The organism is Caldicellulosiruptor hydrothermalis 108 (assembly GCF_000166355.1).
In the GTDB taxonomy this organism is placed as follows: domain Bacteria; phylum Bacillota; class Thermoanaerobacteria; order Caldicellulosiruptorales; family Caldicellulosiruptoraceae; genus Caldicellulosiruptor; species Caldicellulosiruptor hydrothermalis.
In genome coordinates this window covers 574,741-590,593 of sequence record NC_014652.1, presented here as the reverse complement: position 1 = coordinate 590,593, position 15,853 = coordinate 574,741, and the positions used below count along the sequence as shown (strand labels likewise).

At 34.8% G+C, this 15,853-nt stretch carries 13 protein-coding genes; 7 read left to right on the top strand and 6 right to left on the bottom strand.

Annotated elements, in window-relative coordinates:
• Nucleotides 1-241: 241 nt before the first annotated feature.
• The gene (locus tag CALHY_RS02715; RefSeq protein ID WP_013402486.1) at nucleotides 242-1,975 is read right to left on the bottom strand and encodes a putative bifunctional diguanylate cyclase/phosphodiesterase; all 1,734 of its coding nucleotides are present in this window, start codon (nucleotides 1,973-1,975) and stop codon (nucleotides 242-244) included.
• Nucleotides 1,976-2,446: 471 nt separating this feature from the next.
• On the opposite strand from CALHY_RS02715, the gene CALHY_RS02710 reads away from it, so the two are divergent.
• Complete coding sequence (locus tag CALHY_RS02710) at nucleotides 2,447-3,499, top strand: hypothetical protein (RefSeq protein ID WP_013402485.1); 1,053 nt, start codon at nucleotides 2,447-2,449, stop codon at nucleotides 3,497-3,499.
• A 430-nt stretch (nucleotides 3,500-3,929) separates the two neighbouring features.
• Here the strand turns inward: CALHY_RS02710 and eutH are convergent, their stop codons facing one another.
• Complete coding sequence (gene eutH, locus CALHY_RS02705; protein ID WP_013402484.1) at nucleotides 3,930-5,006, bottom strand: ethanolamine utilization protein EutH; 1,077 nt, start codon at nucleotides 5,004-5,006, stop codon at nucleotides 3,930-3,932.
• 88 nt (nucleotides 5,007-5,094) lie between these two features.
• Nucleotides 5,095-7,059, bottom strand: coding sequence for a glycoside hydrolase family 127 protein (locus CALHY_RS02700; RefSeq protein ID WP_013402483.1), 1,965 nt, complete (start codon nucleotides 7,057-7,059; stop codon nucleotides 5,095-5,097).
• Between the two features lie 415 nt (nucleotides 7,060-7,474).
• Between CALHY_RS02700 and CALHY_RS02695 the strand changes: the two genes are divergently transcribed.
• Nucleotides 7,475-9,364, top strand: coding sequence for an APC family permease (locus tag CALHY_RS02695; protein ID WP_013402482.1), 1,890 nt, complete (start codon nucleotides 7,475-7,477; stop codon nucleotides 9,362-9,364).
• Between the two features lie 82 nt (nucleotides 9,365-9,446).
• Here the strand turns inward: CALHY_RS02695 and CALHY_RS02690 are convergent, their stop codons facing one another.
• Nucleotides 9,447-10,634, bottom strand: a complete 1,188-nt coding sequence (locus CALHY_RS02690) for an iron-containing alcohol dehydrogenase (RefSeq protein WP_013402481.1) — start codon at nucleotides 10,632-10,634, stop codon at nucleotides 9,447-9,449.
• A 148-nt stretch (nucleotides 10,635-10,782) separates the two neighbouring features.
• Here CALHY_RS02690 and CALHY_RS02685 point away from each other — a divergent pair, with 148 nt between their 5' ends.
• From CALHY_RS02685 to CALHY_RS02665, 5 genes are all read left to right on the top strand, one after another.
• On the top strand, nucleotides 10,783-11,169 hold the full coding sequence (locus tag CALHY_RS02685) for a winged helix-turn-helix transcriptional regulator (RefSeq protein ID WP_013402480.1): 387 nt from the start codon (nucleotides 10,783-10,785) through the stop codon (nucleotides 11,167-11,169).
• A 54-nt stretch (nucleotides 11,170-11,223) separates the two neighbouring features.
• Entirely contained in the window at nucleotides 11,224-11,580 is a 357-nt protein-coding gene (locus CALHY_RS02680) for a gamma-glutamylcyclotransferase family protein (protein ID WP_013402479.1), read from the top strand.
• Nucleotides 11,581-11,752: 172 nt separating this feature from the next.
• Nucleotides 11,753-12,139, top strand: a complete 387-nt coding sequence (locus CALHY_RS02675; protein WP_013402478.1) for a GntR family transcriptional regulator — start codon at nucleotides 11,753-11,755, stop codon at nucleotides 12,137-12,139.
• Nucleotides 12,136-13,035: an ABC transporter ATP-binding protein gene (locus CALHY_RS02670; protein ID WP_013402477.1), complete on the top strand. Its 900-nt coding sequence runs from the start codon at nucleotides 12,136-12,138 to the stop codon at nucleotides 13,033-13,035. Before CALHY_RS02675 ends, CALHY_RS02670 begins: the two co-directional genes overlap by 4 nt.
• The gene (locus CALHY_RS02665) at nucleotides 13,010-15,022 is read left to right on the top strand and encodes a DUF6449 domain-containing protein (RefSeq protein WP_013402476.1); all 2,013 of its coding nucleotides are present in this window, start codon (nucleotides 13,010-13,012) and stop codon (nucleotides 15,020-15,022) included. The genes CALHY_RS02670 and CALHY_RS02665 overlap by 26 nt, the downstream gene beginning before the upstream one ends.
• A 67-nt stretch (nucleotides 15,023-15,089) precedes the next feature.
• On the opposite strand, the gene CALHY_RS02660 is transcribed toward CALHY_RS02665, so the two are convergent.
• Both CALHY_RS02660 and CALHY_RS02655 read right to left on the bottom strand, forming a co-directional pair.
• Nucleotides 15,090-15,464, bottom strand: a complete 375-nt coding sequence (locus tag CALHY_RS02660) for a type II toxin-antitoxin system RelE family toxin (protein ID WP_013402475.1) — start codon at nucleotides 15,462-15,464, stop codon at nucleotides 15,090-15,092.
• Between the two features lies 1 nt (nucleotide 15,465).
• A complete protein-coding gene (locus tag CALHY_RS02655) occupies nucleotides 15,466-15,831 on the bottom strand; it encodes a type II toxin-antitoxin system Phd/YefM family antitoxin (protein WP_013402474.1) in 366 nt (121 codons plus the stop codon).
• Nucleotides 15,832-15,853: the final 22 nt, after the last annotated feature.

Sequence of the window (15,853 nt, the reverse complement as noted above, 5' to 3'; positions counted from 1 at the left end):
TTTCTTTAAAAATATAGTAACATATATGCAAAAAGAACAAAAGAGAAGGAGTGAAAAAAGTTGTACGTGAACAATTTCACATCCTTCTCTTTTAGATTATAAAATACCCTGGATTCAATACCAAAATTACCTTTCCATCGTAGTCAGTCGAAGTGCCTAAAAGAAGTTTATTTTGCTTTTTAATTTTTTGTAAGTAATTTTCTATTGTATATGGGAAAATATGAGAAACACAGTACTATCTTTATTGTATTTCAAGACTCTCATCTTGCTTTCTAAGCTCAGCTACCTCTTCTATTCTCATCGGCTTTGAAAAATAATAGCCTTGAAATTCATCGCATCCCAATTCCTTTAATATCTCATATTGTTCTTTTCTTTCAACACCTTCAGCAATTGTTTTCAAATTCATTTCTTTTGCCATATAAATGATATTTTTAACAATAACATATTCATTACCAAAAAACTCTATTCTGCTTATAAACTTTTTGTCAATCTTAAGGGCATGAATAGGAAGTGTCAAAAGCAGCTCAAGGGACGAATAACCAGTGCCAAAATCATCTATTGAAATCTTAATGCCTTTTTCATAAAGTTCATTAAAAATTTCTTTTGAAAGTTCTAAATTATTCAAAATTATCCTTTCAGTTACTTCTATCTCAATATCTTTAGAAGTCACATCGTGTTTTTCCAGATATTCGCTTAAAATACCTATCATATTATACATGGCAAACTCTTTGCCTGACAAATTTATAGCAACCGGCACTTTCTTGAAACCATTTTCTTTTATATATTTTATATCTCTGCAAACAATATCCAATATGAGCCTGTTTAAATCATACACAAGGCCGCTCTCTTCTGCAATCTGGATAAACTTGTCTGGGGTCAAAATCCCTCTCTGGGAGTTCCATCTCAGAAGTGCCTCAAAACCGACTACCGTCCTACCATCACGGGATACTTTTGGCTGATATACTAAAAAGAACTGTTTATTTTGAATTCCTCTCAAGATTTCAGACTCAATTTCAACTCTTCTCAAAATCTCTTCTGTCATAGACCTTTCGTAAAACTCATAAAGACTTTTGCCCATATCCTTTCCACGCTTTTTGGCCATTGTGAGGGCAATTTCTGCATTTTGCAAAATTGTATCAGCTTCTGTGCCATCCTGCGGGTATCCAGCAATCCCTATGTTGATGTTTGTATATAACCACTTCCCCATTACACTCCAACTTCTTGAAAATCTTTCTACAAGATTTTCTACAATTTGTACAACCGAAGCTTTCTCTACATCTGTTGTCACTACTACAAATTCATCCCCGCCAAACCTGCTGAAAATCCATTCTCTTGGCAAAAACTTTTTTATCTCCATTGCTATCGACTTTAAAAATTCATCTCCTACTGCGTGTCCAAATATTTCATTGATATAACTAAAATTACCAACCTCAATAAATATTACCCAAAATTTTGAATTCTCTTTCTTGCTCTCCTCTATTCTCTCTCTAATCTTTTCGTTTAAAAAGTTTCTATTTGGAAGCCCAGTTACATCATCATAATATGCAATAAGCTCAATATACCTGTTCAGTCTTAAATCACATGAAACATGGGGTGTTACATCTTCAAATGTCCCCACTATCCTAAATGGTATCCCCTTTTTATAGAGGATGGTGGCACAAACAAAAATCCATCTGCCTTCCTTTAGTTTTACTCTGATAGAAAAACCATTTTGTTTATTCTCTATACTTTCTTTTGCAAGATTTAAAAGGTGGATAAATTCATTTTCAGCCATAAGCTTTTTGACATAGTCCTCAATATTCTCACTTTGTATTGTAAGATACACAACGCCGTCTGACAGATAAATCTTCTTTTCTTTGATATCGTATAGCCAAAATCCTCTTTCTGATTTTATTGCCTGCTCAAACCTTTCAAACTGGGTATCAGTAAGCTCTATAAAATCCTTTATCCATAAATCAACCGAAGTTTCTTTCATACATCCTTTTCATCCTTTCTAAACGAGAATTTATCTACTGCCCCTTTCGTTAGTCTAATTTTACCCTTTTTACCTTTCCAATTCAATGGTTTTTAAGAAAGACAAGCAATTTACTTGGAAATCCAATTGATGTTCTTGATTTAAAACATTGGTCGACTATAATTTTCACTATTTATGTATATTTATTATGTTTACTTAGTAACATAATAAGTTAAAAATGTTACTTGGCTCATTTTACGCACCCCTTAAGCTGTCGCAAACGTTGCAGCAGGATGCAAAATTTTTGTAGGTGTTTTAAAAGAACTTGCCAGGGCATCAAGCACTACTGAAATCAGTGCTCAAACAGTTAGAAATAAAATTTCAAAAGATAAAAAGAGGGATGACAAAAAACAAAACTGATAGTCATTTTTTTCGAAGAGTGATATAATATTATTTGGAATATTCCTATTCAAAATTCCTGGAGGTGAAACAATGATAAGAGCTGCAAGGGTACTTTCAGTGATTGTGACAATTTGCTTTATAACCTTTTCGCTATCATCTTCAATTTTTGCTATATCGAGTCAGCAAGCCCAAGCATCTTTGTTAGAAAAAACTTTCAAAGCAGAGCTTTCAAAAATTCTAAATCCTGACTCTCCTCTTTCATGTGACATAATCACCACCTCAACCGGGCAAAAATCTTTTGGATATGGTTTAAATCTTATTGTCAATGAAACAAAAACTTATAAGGTTTCTTTTGACAGAAAAAATAAAAAATTCTTTGTTCAAACAAAAAAGGACAGTGTAAACAAAATAGTTTTCTTGAATGGACAAAATATTTACACACAAGACCCAAAGGATAACAAGTACGTGCTTAGCACCATACCAGCTACTTTTTGGATAAGCATCAATATGCTTGACAGCTCGATTTCTCAGCCTATAAGCAAGTTTTACCAGAGCATATTGAACTACTTAAACTCTCAATCATCTTCAATTGTAAAAAGTGCGTACAAGACAACAACATCTGTTGGTTCAAAAAAGATAAGCTGCTGGCAACTTAGCGCTACCTTGCCAAGCAAGGTTTTAGAACCTGCGTTTAAAGAATTTTTATCTACATCTTCAAAATCTGCACTTTCTCAGCTAAGCATTATGCTCGATGTTTATTTAAAATCTTTGACAGACGATGAAAAGAAGGCTTTGAGATCTTTAAACATCGATGTAAGTAAACTCTCATCAAGCGAGATTTCAAAACAGCTTGAAAGCAATCTTTCCAAGCTTATTAGCTCAATAAAATTGGATGATTATAAGATAAGCTTTTATGTTGACGAAAAGACAGGAAAAGTTGTAAAGATAATAATTAAAAATTCACTTGCAACCGGTGGTGGAGTTTCATCAAGAGTTGAAATAACAAATATTTTGACAGGAAATGACGTTAAGTTTCCTCAAATTTCTCAAAATATGATAAAACAACAATCCAGTCAGGTAGACTTAGTCGGTCTTTTGAAATTAATCGAGAATTTTGTTACTAAAATGCAGCAAATAAAATAAACATGTAATTATGTAAATTAATATCTTGGGCTGCCGCATAATTTGATATTTGATAAAAGTGCGGCAGTCTTTTTTTATCCCTTTCATCTCTCAATCTGCCTTACCCAACTTTTGTAATATTTTTTTAAACAAATTCACACAAACTACTTTTATAATTTTTTTATTGCGATGTCTCTTATGTATGCTCAAAAGAAGGTGACGTGGCAATGAAAAAGGGATTCTATATATTGCTACTAACTTTATTAGCGTTTGCAGTTATGGTAGTATTTCCTGCGCAAACTTTTGCACAAAAGGATCAGATTAAGATTCCTGTGCTTGTGTATCATTACTTTGCAAAAGACTTAAAAGAGGCACAAGAGGTAAAAAACACTAACTCTAAAGAAGACAAAACAAACCTTATTGCAAAAAAGAGGCTAAAAAGCCTCTTTTTTTATTTGCCAAATTTTAAATATATAAGCGTGGCTGCAACCGCTACAGCTGCGCTTATGAGCTTGTTCAGAAGAAAAAGCGAAACATGGGCAGGAGCAAATGTTGCCACAAATGCCAGCTGAGGACCCAATGCCGAAGCTGCCGTCATGCACAGGGCAGATGCTAAAATTTTTGACCTTTTGTCCATCTTATCAAAAAGGTAAAGTGTAGGAACACAGTTCACAAGCAGCATCAACATTCCTTCCAGCCCTGCTTGATTTAAAGTATATGAACCTTTCAAAAGCCTGAATCTATTTATTAGAAAATTGTATATAACTGTAAAAAATACATAGCTGCCACCAATTAAAACTGCCATTTTAAGCGGAAGGACTATACAGTCTTGCAAAGCTGTTTTTATAGGAAATAAAGCTTTGCTTGTTAATATATGGTATCCCAATAACGCAAGTCCTACAAGGTTAACAAAGGTCATTGTACTACCCAAAAATTTCATTGCAGTTATCAAAAAACGCCATCCTCTTGAAACCCCAATGGCAAGCACAAAAGTAACAATCACAACAATAGCTACCAGTTTTAATGTCCTCAGTACATTATATCCCCAAAGCATGCTTGTAAACACGACTGCAATGGGAATACATCCAATTCCAATAAGACTTCCTTTTATAAAATCCTCTTTTGACTCACCTTTTAAAATTCCAAATGCAACAGGGTATGTAAAACCAATGGTTGCTCCCAAATTTGAGCTAAGTAGAATACCGCCTATTACCTTAGCCATTTCATCTTTTGATACTTGCTGGGATATATGATACCCACCCATATCTATAGGTAAAAAACAAGAAATTAATATTGCACTGTCGGTATGAAAAAGCTGCGCTAAAAACTTTGAAGGTTTTACCAGCAACATACCCAAAAATGGATATAAATAAAGAATGCCCAGCATCGAAAAAACGGCTTTTGCCATGATTATAAAGCCTTCTTCAATTTTTGACCCAAGTTTGAGCTTGTCACCAAAGATTTTATCAATAACACCTGTTGCAAAGGCTATTGAAAATAACATAAACAAGATTTTGCTCAGTTGCATCTTTAAACTCACTTCTCAAATTTCATTTGTTTAGAGTTATTTTACCACAAATTTAAATCTTCTGCCTTTTCGTCATCAAAAGTTTTGCTTAAAAAGACGATCGCCACAGCCACACCCTCATCTCATTAGTCCCCCTATTTGCCCAAGCATAATAAGGAATGAGCTTTATTTTTGCTGGAACAAACTTTGGCCTGTGACTCTTGTAAAGCTCTTCTCCAAAATCATCTTCTGCCATCCTAAAACCATCTACTTCAACTGTGTACAAACCTCCTAAAATATTGCTATCGAATTCTAACTTGCATTTGCCATTTACATCAACAAAAACCAAATGCAAATCCTTGCCATTGTCTGCTTCTTCTGCACAAAATACAACCGGGCCTTTCACAACTGCTACTTTACCTACATTACTCCTCACCTGCGGGTGTGAACTTACCATCTTAACCTCTGTTGGAATCTTTAATACAACTTGGTCATTTTCTTTCCACAACCTCTCAATGCAAACATAGCCGCTGGGCAGTTTCTGCATCTCCTCTTTCTTCCCATTTACATAAACCTCATAGTTTTCACACCAGCCTGGAATCCTAAGATAAAGCTTAAATCTTGCCTCTTTTGAAGGTTTTAAATCTATCTTGACCATGTCTTCAAAAGGATAACTTGAGACTTGTTGGAGTAAAACCTTAACACCACCTACTTCAACCTGGACACTGCTGCCAATGTATAAATTCACGTAAATCCCATCATGGTTGTAGCTATAAACATACCTTCCTAAAGACGCTAAAAGCCTTGCAACATTTGGCGGACAGCACGCACATCCAAACCAAGGTTGACGTTCGGGTTTTACGTGGTGTCTGTCAAACCTCTTTTCCACTTCTTTCGGATATACCTCAAGAGGGTTCACATAAAAATACTTTTTACCATCCTGCGACATAGAACCAATAACGGTGTTATAAAGAGCCCTTTCTACAACATCGTAATACTTAGCATGCGGCTCTATTTTGTTTAAGCGATGCGCAAAAAAGATAAGACCTACAGATGCACAAGTCTCAGCATACGCTGCATCACTTGGCAAATCATACTCAAATGTAAATGCCTCACCATGAGCAGATGAACCAATTGCACCTGTAATATACATCTTCCTCTTGACTATGTCATCAAAGAGAGTCTTGCACACATCAAAAAGCTCTTTATCCTGTGTATATGCTGCAACATCTGCAGCCCCAGAATAAAGATAAACTGCTCTGACTGCATGACCAACAGCCTCTTTCTGCTGCCTTAAAGGTTTGTGTGCCTGCAAATACTCCCTGCCAAGACTTTTAAACCCTGGCCAGTGACTTTTTTTCTCTCTTTTTTCATACTCAATATCAAAGTAGTAAGGCTCTTGACCTCTTTCATCAACAAAAAACTTTGCAAGCTCTAAATATTTTCTATCCCCTGTCACTTCATAGAGCTTTACAAGCGCAAGTTCAATCTCTGGATGACCATCATACCCAGGGATTTTACCTTCTTCTTTGCCAAAAATGCTGTATATGTGGTCTGCAAGCTTTTTTACAATCTCCAAAAGGCTTGTTTTGCCAGTTGCCAGAAAATGTGCACAACCTGCCTCTATCATGTGCCCTGCAGTGTAAAGCTCATGACACTCTTCTAAATTGGTCCACCTTTTACCCTTTTCTTTGATGGTAAAATATGTATTGAGGTATCCATCTTCCCACTGAGCCTTACCAATCAGCTCTATGACCTCGTCAATCTTCTTTTCCAAATCAGGATTTGGGTACTTTTCAAGAACATATGAAGCTGCTTCAAGCCACTTTGCAACATCGCTATCTTGAAAAACAAACCCTTCAAATTCGCCTTCCTCAAATCCTGCTGCTATCCTGAAATTCTTTATTGCATGGCTTTTGACTGGAATATCGACATTATCATTAAGTATCTCCCATTGATATGGAACTACCACATCTTTCACAAGGTCTATATATTTTTTCCATAACGCGTCTGTGATTGAAACATCTTTTATTCTGGGAGAATTCAAATAGCTTATAAAATCTTTATCTTTCATATTTTTCACCTGCCTAAAATATTTTTTATTTTTCTAAACTAATTTTATTTTCTAATATTTTTATTCATTTTTCAAGATGAAAAATCTAAAATTACCTAAGAAAATTAGCTAAATCTTTTTAAACGACACTCAAATTTATCAATGGAAAATATAAATTTTCACCAAATTGTCTCTTTTGTTTTTGTACATATTTTTATTACCTTATTTTGGTTTATATTTGAAAAAGATAAGTAAAATCAAGCTCTTTGCTTGTTTTTTGAAAGTGTTTATCTTTAGTGCAAAACCTCTACAATTCCTTGTACTCCTCTCATTTTAAAACATCAAAATAACAATTGAAATAAAGCTTTCCGGGGAATATAATTTTGTAATCATCTGAAATCAACTTAAATCACTAAGTTAAAGGAGGAATTTTAGCTTGTTTGAGAAGCTCAAAAGAATTCTCATAGGAAAACCTCTACCAAACGAAGCTGAAAAGACAGAAAAGTATGGTGTGCTGTGGGGCCTTCCCATTTTGTCAAGCGATGCTATATCATCTGTTGCGTACGCTGGACAAGAAATTTTGTATGTCCTTTTGCCTACAATAGGATTTCTCGCTTTTAAAGAAATATCTGTTGTAACTGCCGCAATCATAATACTTCTTTTTATTTTAATGCTTTCTTACAGGCAAACTATTGAAAACTATCCAAATGGCGGCGGTGCTTTTATTGTCGCGAAGGATAACCTCGGCGTTTTGGCAGGCATTGTGGCAGGAGCAGCTTTGTCAGTTGACTACATCTTGACAGTAGCAGTTTCTATCTCGTCGGGTGTTGACCAGATTGTAACCGCACTTGAATTTTTAAAGCCTTATAAGATTGCCCTGTGTCTATTTTTAGTTCTATTTTTGATGATTGGAAATTTACGAGGAATAAGAGAATCATCCAGAATATTTGGTATACCTGCTTATGCTTTTATGTTTTCAATTTTGGCTTTAATTATAGGGGGATATATAAAGCTAAAAACTGGATATGTTCCACCTGAGCCTAAAATAAATTATTCTCCACATCCGGTTACACTAGTTTTACTTTTAAAGGCATTTGCAAGCGGGTGCACAGCACTGACCGGTATTGAAGCTGTATCAAATGCTGTTCCAAACTTTAAAGACCCGGCAACAAAACATGCTAAAACTGTTTTGCTTTTATTATCGTTGATAATCCTTGTGTTATTTGGTGGAACAACACTTTTGGCAACACACTACCATATAGTTCCTACTGAAGGTGCTATGCTTGTTTTGATGGCACAAGAAATATTTGGCAAAAGTATTATGTATTACATTGTTGCTGCAACAACCTTTATAATCCTTGTTTTTGCTGCAAACACTGCATTTTCGGGCTTTCCAATGCTTGTTGCTGTCATGGCAAAAGAAGAATTTGTTCCAAGACAGCTGAGCATGAAAGGTGATAAGCTTAGCTACTCAAATGGAATTATCATCCTTGCTTTGGTATCCGCACTTTTGATTGTAGCATTTAATGGTAACGTCACAGCACTCATTGGACTTTATGCGGTTGGTGTTTTTATATCATTTACACTATCTCAATCAGGTATGTTTGTAAGATGGCTTAAGAACAAAGGTAGTCATTGGCACATAAAAGCATTTATAAACGGATTTGGTGCACTCACAACATTTGTTGTTGTCATTATAATTGCAATAACTAAATTCAAAGAAGGTGCGTGGATTGTTGTTCTTTTAATTCCTCTACTTGTCTTTGCAATGATAAAGGTAAAGCTTCATTATATTGCCGTTGCCGACCAGTTAAGAGTAACGCCTGAAGATAAAGAACTTTTGGATGTTGAACACAATATATATAGAAACAGGGTTATTGTTCCAATTGAAAGTTTAAACAAGGCAAGCATTCGTGCTTTGAGATTTGCAAAGACAATCTCAGACAATGTAATTGCTTTTAATGTATCAATAAATGAAGAGCAGGCAAAAAAGCTCCAAGAAAGATATAAAATACTCAACTGCTCCATCCCACTTGTAATAAGGTATTCACCTTATAGAAAAATATTAGAACCGCTTTTAGAGTATATAAAGTCAGAAGAATATAACTACCAAAAGGGTGACATGATAACAGTCATCATACCCAAATTTACCGTACAGCGCTGGTGGCAAAAAATTCTGCACAACCATACATGGCTGTTTATAGAAAAAGAACTTTTAAAACACAAGCACATTGTTGTATCTGTCATGCCACTGCAGCTGAAAGATGATGATGTGGTTTTGAAGAAAAAGAATAAACCTTTGTGGAAGATATTAGAGGAAGACTAAGTAATAAAAAAAGGACATAGCCAACTGCTTTGCGCACGCTGGCTATGTCTTTTTATTTTTTCTGCCATATTTCTGCCCACATTTATTTATACGCATTTCTCATAATTCCTACTGTCTCCTCAAAAGAAAGCTTATACGGGTCAACCTCAAAAAGTCCACCCATTGTTTTTATAGCGTTGTCAGCAAGCTTTTCAATCTCATCCTCTTTAATTCCATAGTCAGACATCTTTAAATTCCCAACTCCACACTCTTCCTGAAGCTTTTTCATTGCCTTGACAAATGCAAATGGTCTTTCATCCTCTGGTAAAGAATCTACATCAACACCCATTGCTCTTGCAAGCTGGATATACCTTTGAGGCACTTTTGATGCAAAGAAGGTGTGATAAGCCTCAGACAGCATTATAAGCCCGGCACCGTGTGGCAAATCTGGATAAAATGCAGAGAGTGCATGTTCCATTGAATGCTCTGATGTACAGCTGGAAGTCGACTCAACAAACCCTGCCAAAGTGTTTGCAAGTGCTACATATGTTCTTGCCTCTATATTTGTCCCATCTTTTACACAAAGCGGCAAGTATTTTGCTATAAGCTCAACACTTTTGAGTGCAAACATATCACTTACTGGAGTTGCAATCTTTGCAATATATCCTTCAACCGCATGGAAGAAAGCGTCAAACCCCTGATATGCAGTAAGATGCGGCGGTACACTTAGCATAAGCTCTGGGTCTACAACCGACAAAGTTGGGAATGTGTTCTGGTTGCCATAGCCTATCTTTTCGTTTGTCTCTTCATTTGTTATAACAGTCCAAGGGTCAGCCTCTGTTCCAGTTCCAGCTGTTGTTGTTATTGCAACAATTGGAAGTGCACCATTTACAGGTACTTTGCCTTTGCCTGTACCGCCTACTATATAATCCCAGTAATCACCATCGTGTTTTGCCATCAGAGCGATGCTTTTTGCAGAGTCGATGCTGCTTCCACCACCAAGACCAATTACAAAGTCACACTTTTCTTCTTTTGCAATCTTTGCTCCTTCCATTACATGCTTTTTAATAGGATTTGGCAAAATCTTATCAAATACAACATACTCAATTCCCTTTTCTTTTAATATCGCTGTAAGCCTGTCCAGATAACCATACTTTTTCATAGATGTTCCAGCAGATATGACAATCAGAGCTTTCTTTCCGGGCAAATTTTCGTCTTTGAGCCTGTTCAAACTTCCTGGTCCAAATAAAATTTTTGTGGGTATAAAATAATTGAAAACCAAGTTTTCCATCATGTATTACCTCCACATTTGTAAATTTGAAAATACTAAAATACAAGCTCTTTTAAGTTTATAGTATAATATACTTGATATCGTTTACAAGAGTGCACTTTTTTGATATAAAGTATCATAGATGATACCAAAGGAAGGTGTTTTTTCTATGTCCCAAAAGCAGAAGGTTAAAGAAGCAACATGCGAGATTGAAGTTGCATTCGAGGTAATAGGTGGAAAATGGAAGCCTTTGATTTTGTGGTATTTGGGAGAATACGGAACACTTAGATTTGCTCAGATTCAGCACCTTATTCCTGACATCACTCACCGCATTTTAACTAAGCAGCTGAGAGAGCTTGAAGAGCATGGACTAATTAGAAGAAAGGTATACCCTGAAGTTCCTGTGAAAGTAGAGTACAGCCTCACTGAGAAAGGAAAAGAAGTATTGCCAATTTTGGATATGATGTGCGACTGGGCTGACAAGTATGATTATTTTGGGTATAAGATAAAGTACAATTTATGCAATGAAGAGCTGTGCAATCTACAAGAAGAGTAGTCTCTTAAAAATGCAAAAAATCTCATCAACGAAGATTCGGAGGTATAGTTAAAAATGTACCTTTTTGTATATGGTACTCTTCTTTCTCACAACAGCCATAATTATCTTTTAAGTGGATGTAAATTTATTGGAAAAGCGGTGTTAGAAGGCTATGGACTCTACAAAGTCAGCTGGTACCCTGCAATTGTGCCAAAAGAAGGCTCAAAAGTAGCAGGAGAGGTATATGAGGTTGATGAGACTCTAATCAAGGAAATAGACAATTTTGAAGATGAAGGTGAGCTTTACAGACGGCAAGAGGTAGAGGTCATTCTAAATGATGCTGAAGTTCTGAGGACGTGGACATATGTGTATTTACTTGATGTTGATGAAAAAGACTACATTCCCTTCGAAAAGCAGCCTTGGAGAGAATAAGGCAAAAAGGCTTTATTCTCTCTTTTTTTTGTTACACCTATCTAACCATTTTTTATACTCCAACACGTTTCAAAAAATTTTCTCAAATAACTTTACACTTTGCAAAAAATCATTTATAATATAACTGTATTAATACTCATAGTACAGTTAATACAGAAAAGTGGTGAAGTAAATGTTCGAGATTGACTGGAAGAGCAGAATCCCAATCTACAAACAGCTTGTGGAGAGGATAAAAGAGCTAATCTTAAAGGAGGTTTTGAAAGAAAATGAACAGTTGCCATCTGTGAGGTCTCTTTCAAAAGAGCTCACCATCAATCCAAATACAATCCAAAAAGCATATCAAGAGCTTGAAAGAGAAGGTTATATTTACTCAATCCCTGGCAAGGGAAACTTTGTTGCACCTGTAAAATCAAAGATAAAAGCCGAAAAGGAAGAAAAGATAAAATCTCAATTCAAAAAAATTGTTTTTGAGGCATTATTCATTGGAATTTCGAAGGATGAACTTATCAAACTTATTGAGGAAATTGAAAAAGAGCTAAAAGGAGGCGATAACTCTTGATAAAAGTAGAAAATGTTTATAAAAGATTTGACGAGGTTGAGGCATTAAAGGGAGTAACTCTCAAAATTCAAAGAGGTTCTATCTTTGGAATTGTTGGAAGAAACGGTGCTGGCAAAACTACCTTGTTAAAAATTCTGACAGGGGTGTACAAACAGGACAGTGGCATAGTTTCTATTGAGAGCAAATCTGTGTTTGAAAATCCGCAGGTAAAGTCAAAAATATTTTTTGTACCAGACAATCCATACTTTTTTGGAAGCTTTTCAATTTATGATATGGCAAATTTTTATAAAGGAATTTATAATAGCTGGGACAGCCACCACTTTGAAAATCTTTTAAAGATTTTTAATCTTCCACTGAAAAAAAGAATCTCAAAATTCTCAAAAGGTATGCAAAAACAATGTGCAGTCCTTTTTGCTCTCTCATCACGTCCAGAGGTACTTGTACTGGATGAGCCTTTTGATGGTCTTGACCCTGTTATAAGGCAGAGTGTAAAAAAGCTGCTAATAGAAGATGTTGCCGATAGAAGCACAACAGTAATAATATCATCCCACAATTTAAGAGAACTTGAAGATTACTGCGACACTATTGCAATTCTTCATGAAGGAAAAGTGTTGCTTTGCAGCAATATAGAGGAGTTGAAATTGGATACTTGCAAAATTCAAGCTGTGTTCAAAAAGAATTTTCTACCTGAAAGTTTGAGTAGATTCAAGGTAATCTCTTACTCTAAAAAAGGTAATATTGAGGTAATCATTGCAAAGGGCAACAGAGAAGAAATCTTAGATACATTAAAAGGATTTGAACCGGTGGTACTTGATATTCTGCCCCTTTCGCTTGAGGAGATATTTATCTACGAAATGGGAGGGTTGAAAGATGAGCTTGTCCAAATCTTGGATTAATAAAAGATTCTTTTTTGTGACTCTTAAAAGGTTTTGGTTTGTAGGAGTTATATATTTTTTGGCTTTGTCAGTAATTCCATTTTCTATTATCTTGTTTGAATTACCTCTACTTTCAAGATATCCTAATTACCACATAATTTCTAAGGATGTTGTACTAAGGACTCAAGGATATTGTATTTTTGTCAGTTTACTAATTTCTTTTGCCCTCTGCTCACTTGTATTTAATTATTTACATTCAAAAGATGCTGCAGACTATATTCACAGCCTTCCTCCAAAACGAATATCCCTTTATATCTCAAATGTACTGTCTTCTCTTTTGCTATTAATGCTGCCAATAATGATAAATACTTCTATTTTGATATTGTTAAAATTAGCCCTAGAAAACAAATTCCAAATAGAATTGAATGAGATACTGATATGGGGCTTAAATATAACTGCCTTATCTTTACTATTTTTTTCAGTTGCAACATGCTGTGCAATTATTACAGGCACACCTTTTGTCCAGATTTTTCTGAGCTTTGTTGTACTTATGCTGCCTTCATTTTTATATTACACTTTCATCTCAAACCTCAAAAGCTGGGTATTTGGTTACTATCCATCGCCAAGCAGCACGGTTGTTGAAAAGATAAACCCACTTTTAAGAATTATTGCTCCCGTGCCACCTTCTTCTTCACTTAAATCAATTGAGTACGCTGCATACTTTAGTATTTCAATTTTTTTGATTGTTCTTGGAGCCATGTTATATAAGCTTCGCAAGATTGAAAGCGCAGGACAATCTATTGTATTTGAGTTTTTCAAGCATATTTTTAGATACGGTGCTGCTCTGTGCGGTGCACTTTTAGTGGGACTGTATTTTCCTTATCTTAACCAGGAAAAATATTATGCTTTAGCAATATTGGGATATTTAATTGCCTCTTTCATATGCTTTTTATTTGCAGAGATGATTTTAAGCAAGCGGATAAATGTTTTCAATAGGTCACTTTTGAGGTATATTTATTTTGTAATTTTCTTGTTAATAGTAATTGGAGTAATAAAATCAGACCTATTCGGCTTTGAAAAATACGTCCCGCAGGAAGAGGAAATCCAAAGTGTAGTTTTTAAAGATTACATCTTTTTGTGGAATACTTTTGAGGAAGGAAACATTCATAAAAATCCAGAAATAATTAAAATGATTACCAATCTTCACCGAGAAATTATCAGACAAAAACAAGTACTTTTAAGACAGAAAGATTCTAATTCTCCATTCAATACAACTCTTTATATAACCTACAATTTAAAAGACGGCAAAAAGATAAAGAGAATGTATGAGATAGATGTTTTACAGTTGTCAAGTTATTTAAAGCCTCTTTATGAAAATCATGCATTCAAATATAATATTTATACTATTTTGAAAATCTCTCCCTCAAATGTGAAGTCAATTTCATTTGATAAATACTACAATTATTCTCCTGCATCTGTATACCAAAACTCAAAGTTTTCTATTAAGCCCTTTGACATATCTGAATTTTTAAAGATATTAAAAAATGAGATATACAATGAAAAATTTGAGGACATAATTAACCAAACAAAAATTCCCTGGGGATATATTTGCATTGAACTTAAAAAGGCAATCCGCACGGGCAAAATCCCATCTTTTGATGTAGCAGTTCCATTTGAAAAAAGTTTTACAAAGTTAGAAAAATGGCTGACTAAAAAAGGATACATTAGATTTGCTCGCATCATGCCAGATGAGATAAGTTATGCTATCATAGGAAAGTATGATAAACCAGAGAAATTGATGGATACATTGATGGCAGATATAAATTTTGGGGCTATTAAACAGGTAAAGAAAATAAAAGATAACACTTTGATAGATAAATATCTGCGCCTCTGTGAAAATCCGAATCATTTTAGTAGTTATAAGACTTCAAAAAAGGAGATATATTACATTATCTTTTTTGGAAAATCGCAGAGAATTCTCTACGTAGGGATTTTGAAAGATTTATAAAAAAACCGGGCTTTTGCCCGGCTTTATTTTCTTTATTTTATTGTAACTCCCTTAAAACTTGATAAAATCAGTGTAAATCTTTATTTTCTAAACTTTTAAAGCTCTTTGTAAACAAATCTTTACCATACTTTTTCTTTCGCTTTTCTGCCACCTTATAGCAATATTCATCCTCTCTTGGCAACACTGCAACAATATTCATTACTTTCTTTGATGGAACAAGAGCGTATACAACTCTAATGCCAATATCCTTGAACTTTATTTTGAAAAACCCTGTCAAGTTAGTTGTATGCTTGCTTCCAAGTGGCTTACCATATCCACCCCTACTTTGAGAAAGTGGATTTTTGCTAACTTTCCATATACCAGCCAAGACTATTTTCTGAGTTTGTTTATCAAGTTTAAAAAGTTCTTTTTTAGCTTCTGGCAAAAAAGTTACTTGCCACATTTTATTCTATCTCCACCGATTCTGCTAACTTATCAATTTCTTCAAGTGTAAAGCCAGCTTCTTCAACCACTTGTTCGAAAGTAGAACAATCTTCTTGTTTTAAATTTTCAGTTCTTTTGAGGGCCAGCAGTAGTAGTTTATAGTCCTCTTGGGTCTCTACAAGTTGGTCATATAAGTCAATAGGTATTATAACAGCCTGGGGCTTGTTGTTTTTGATAACAAGAAAATTCTTTTTCTTTTTAGCAACTTCATCAATAATTTTTGAAGCTCTGCCTCTCGAAAGTTCACTTATCGAAATCATGTGCGAAACTAATTCTTTCAAGTTGTGAAACTTCATTTGTTGAGTACTTAATTTAACTTCTGACATTTTTCCACCACCCTTCATCGCT

Excerpts from the sequence above, each read along its gene's own strand:
- CALHY_RS02715 (WP_013402486.1), bottom strand. The coding sequence starts at position 1,975 with ATGAAAGAAACTTCGGTTGATTTATGGATAAAGGATTTTATAGAGCTT.
- CALHY_RS02710 (WP_013402485.1), top strand. The coding sequence starts at position 2,447 with ATGATAAGAGCTGCAAGGGTACTTTCAGTGATTGTGACAATTTGCTTT.
- eutH (WP_013402484.1), bottom strand. The coding sequence starts at position 5,006 with ATGCAACTGAGCAAAATCTTGTTTATGTTATTTTCAATAGCCTTTGCA.
- CALHY_RS02700 (WP_013402483.1), bottom strand. The coding sequence starts at position 7,059 with ATGAAAGATAAAGATTTTATAAGCTATTTGAATTCTCCCAGAATAAAA.
- CALHY_RS02690 (WP_013402481.1), bottom strand. The coding sequence starts at position 10,634 with ATGGAAAACTTGGTTTTCAATTATTTTATACCCACAAAAATTTTATTT.
- CALHY_RS02685 (WP_013402480.1), top strand. The coding sequence starts at position 10,783 with ATGTCCCAAAAGCAGAAGGTTAAAGAAGCAACATGCGAGATTGAAGTT.
- CALHY_RS02680 (WP_013402479.1), top strand. The coding sequence starts at position 11,224 with ATGTACCTTTTTGTATATGGTACTCTTCTTTCTCACAACAGCCATAAT.
- CALHY_RS02675 (WP_013402478.1), top strand. The coding sequence starts at position 11,753 with ATGTTCGAGATTGACTGGAAGAGCAGAATCCCAATCTACAAACAGCTT.
- CALHY_RS02665 (WP_013402476.1), top strand. The coding sequence starts at position 13,010 with ATGAGCTTGTCCAAATCTTGGATTAATAAAAGATTCTTTTTTGTGACT.
- CALHY_RS02660 (WP_013402475.1), bottom strand. The coding sequence starts at position 15,464 with ATGTGGCAAGTAACTTTTTTGCCAGAAGCTAAAAAAGAACTTTTTAAA.
- CALHY_RS02655 (WP_013402474.1), bottom strand. The coding sequence starts at position 15,831 with ATGTCAGAAGTTAAATTAAGTACTCAACAAATGAAGTTTCACAACTTG.